Below are 2,585 nucleotides of genomic sequence, written 5' to 3'. Positions count from 1 at the left end.
GTCGTCGCGTCATGTCGTGAACCGTCCTCCTGCACCCATTCTGGTGCATCAGAACTCTCACAACCGCTGGACCTGCTCAAAGGGCTCCAGTCACGACTTCAGCCCCCTCTACCCACGGCTTCGCCCAGTCATGGGCCGCCTCACGTGTCAAGTCACCCGCCAGCACTCGCCGCCAAACACTTTCGACCTCAGACCGCGTCGGCCATTCGTCTTCAATCGCCATCGAGCTGATTATGGTTGCTCACACCCTTGGGCAACAGATGCCAGGATCACACGCTCGTCGGCAGTTGCGGACGTTCCGCCGGCCTCGGATCGGCACGGCCAGTTGATCTTCCGATGCCCTGCGCTGGCCGGTCCGGTCAGCGCGGTATGCGGCAGTACAGTGCGTTCACCGGCGGCCGGTTCGGCCAGCGCGGTATGCGGCTATCACATGGCGTCGGGTGCATGGTTTGTGAGTTCGGCTTCGCTTCGGTCCAGCCACCGCCGATACCAGCGCGCAAAGCCCACCCGGATTCCGGCATCATCGACCAATGGCACAAACCCGCGACCGTCTCCGTTGAGGTCCGCCCACATCTGCCCTCTCGACGCCCCACTCACGACGAGCACCTCACGTTGCGCGCAGCCCAGATGGCACAGGTAGAGCAGCCCGACCGAATGCTCTGGCCCGTAGACGATCTCATCGTACTTCTGCCAGTACGCGTCCTCGGCGGCGTCGAAAGCGTCGATCGAGTCGAAGTCCTCCGCGTCTGGAGGATCAAGGAGCCCATCTGCCGGATTGAATGCCGCGACGTATGGAAACGGTTGCGCGAGCGTGTCCAAGTCGGTCAGGTTCGGACTATCACCTTCCCATTGCCATCGCCCGTCGACTCGCCGGACAGGAAACAGACCGTATGCCGGCCCGGCCCCGCCCCGGCCAACCGCCAGGAGAAACGATCGATACTCTTCCGGCAGCACTACCCTCAACTGGTCCTCGATCTCACTCAATTCAGCAGTGCTCAGCGATGATTCGAGGTGCCATCCATGTCCCGCGGAACCTCCCGCCCCGAAAACCTTGTTCGCATGCGCAGCCTGCGAGAGACGCACAAGCCTGCCGGGCACGTCTGACCAGTCATATGTCATGGCTGGCACCGTATCCCGGGGGAATGCCGGGCGCGGTCTGGCCGATCTGAACGGCAGGAGAATCGGCAGTTCAGTGCATTCACGGACGTCGGATCGTCACGGCTACTTGGTCTTCCGCCCCGCCGCACTGGCCGGTTCGGTCAGCGCGCCTCGCGGCAGTTCAGTGCATTCGGCGGAGTTCGGCTCTTATGAGTCGTCACGTGCTCGCGTTACTCATCAGCTGTTCGATTTTCGCGACGATCTCGCGGTCGGAGGCAACGGTAAGGACCGTCAGCCCTTGAGGCCCAGGCTGCCGCGGCAGCGCCTCGGTTCAGTCACGTGCTGTAGCTGCCGTCCCATGGCCAACCGAAGCCCAGCCGGATCGGGTAGAACTCCACCCAGTCGTCGACTTCTTCGCCTTCAGGGTATTCGCCGTGACATTCCACGACGAGACCGAACAACACGCCGTCGTGCATTTCGGTGAACGGTGAGATCGCGATGTCGCCGAATTCCCTGTCAGGCAACGACTCCACCCACTCGTTCAAAAGTTGCTCCGCCTTGGCAACGACTACCTGCGCCTGCGGTCCACGAAACGTCTCACCTGCCGCCTCGATCGTGGTGTCGATATACTTTCCCGCCGGATCGAACTCGTGCAACACCGCGTACACGCGCTCCAAGACGGCATCGTCCTCGGAGAGACCCTGACGGATACGGGCGACGTAACCAAAAAACTGGCCCCGCCGCCAGCGCCCGGCCATCCGCGTGTGGTATCCGGGCTCCCGCCTGATAGGGATCAGGTCTGGCACACCCATACCAATCCGGCCTTCCTTCGTGAAACCACAGCTCCGCCAATGAATGTTACTTCGACGTCGCGCAAGCGACTTTCTCACCGAAGGGAGTAGTTCTCGCCTTCTCCACGCTCCAGATGAGGATCGACTCCCGGTGAGGGGTGGCCAATCGGTGACTGTGTAGTCGATGTTGTCCACAGTTCAGGTGTTCAGCATCCCTCGCGCCCGACGGGACTCACGGGGTTTGAAAACGGCCTCTCAGCGTGCGGCCGGCCATCGGCCGAACGAGTCAGGGGTGGGCGGCGTCGCCGCATCGGGCCTGCAGGTGTGAAAGGCCCAGTGTCGGTGACTCATTCGACACCCGCGGCCGTCGCACGTACTCCGCGAGTGAGCGGTCCAGGACGCCATCGATGACGCAGGTGCGGTAGAAACCGGCGACCACGGCCAGGCGTCGGGCGACGGTGGCGGGATTGAAATGGCGGATCTCCTGCATCCATCGCATGTACCGTTCGACCTCGGTGCGGGCGACGGTCAGTGGGGTGAGCTGGTGGTCGGTGCACCAGTAGAAGTACAGGCGCAGGTCGGATTTGGTGTGAATGCGCGAGACCGCGGAGAAGCGGGCGAGGTAGGCGAGGGCAGCCAGCCGGAGCACTAGGCAGTGTCTCGAAGTGTGTGGTGGGGTGGCACCGCTCCGCGGTC

The 2,585-nt window shown here is 63.0% G+C and carries 3 protein-coding genes; all 3 read right to left on the bottom strand.

The window, feature by feature from the left end; translation table 11 throughout:
* Window positions 1–426: 426 nt before the first annotated feature.
* Window positions 427–1,119 carry an SMI1/KNR4 family protein gene (locus ACFXKA_RS42550; RefSeq protein ID WP_379431837.1) on the bottom strand — a complete coding sequence of 231 codons (693 nt, stop codon included), beginning with the start codon at window positions 1,117–1,119 and terminating at the stop codon, window positions 427–429.
* Between the two features lie 314 nt (window positions 1,120–1,433).
* Window positions 1,434–1,910 carry a hypothetical protein gene (locus ACFXKA_RS42545; protein WP_379431836.1) on the bottom strand — a complete coding sequence of 159 codons (477 nt, stop codon included), beginning with the start codon at window positions 1,908–1,910 and terminating at the stop codon, window positions 1,434–1,436.
* A gap of 265 nt (window positions 1,911–2,175) precedes the next feature.
* Window positions 2,176–2,538, bottom strand: a complete 363-nt coding sequence (locus tag ACFXKA_RS42540; protein ID WP_379431835.1) for a hypothetical protein — start codon at window positions 2,536–2,538, stop codon at window positions 2,176–2,178.
* Window positions 2,539–2,585 lie beyond the last annotated feature (47 nt).

Source organism: Nocardia sp. NPDC059228, from assembly GCF_042754245.1.
GTDB lineage: Bacteria > Actinomycetota > Actinomycetes > Mycobacteriales > Mycobacteriaceae > Nocardia.
This window is presented reverse-complemented; position numbering and strand designations above follow the sequence as displayed.

Coding starts and splice junctions, on each gene's coding strand:
- ACFXKA_RS42545 (WP_379431836.1), bottom strand. CDS start 1,910: ATGGGTGTGCCAGACCTGATCCCTATCAGGCGGGAGCCCGGATACCAC.
- ACFXKA_RS42550 (WP_379431837.1), bottom strand. CDS start 1,119: ATGACATATGACTGGTCAGACGTGCCCGGCAGGCTTGTGCGTCTCTCG.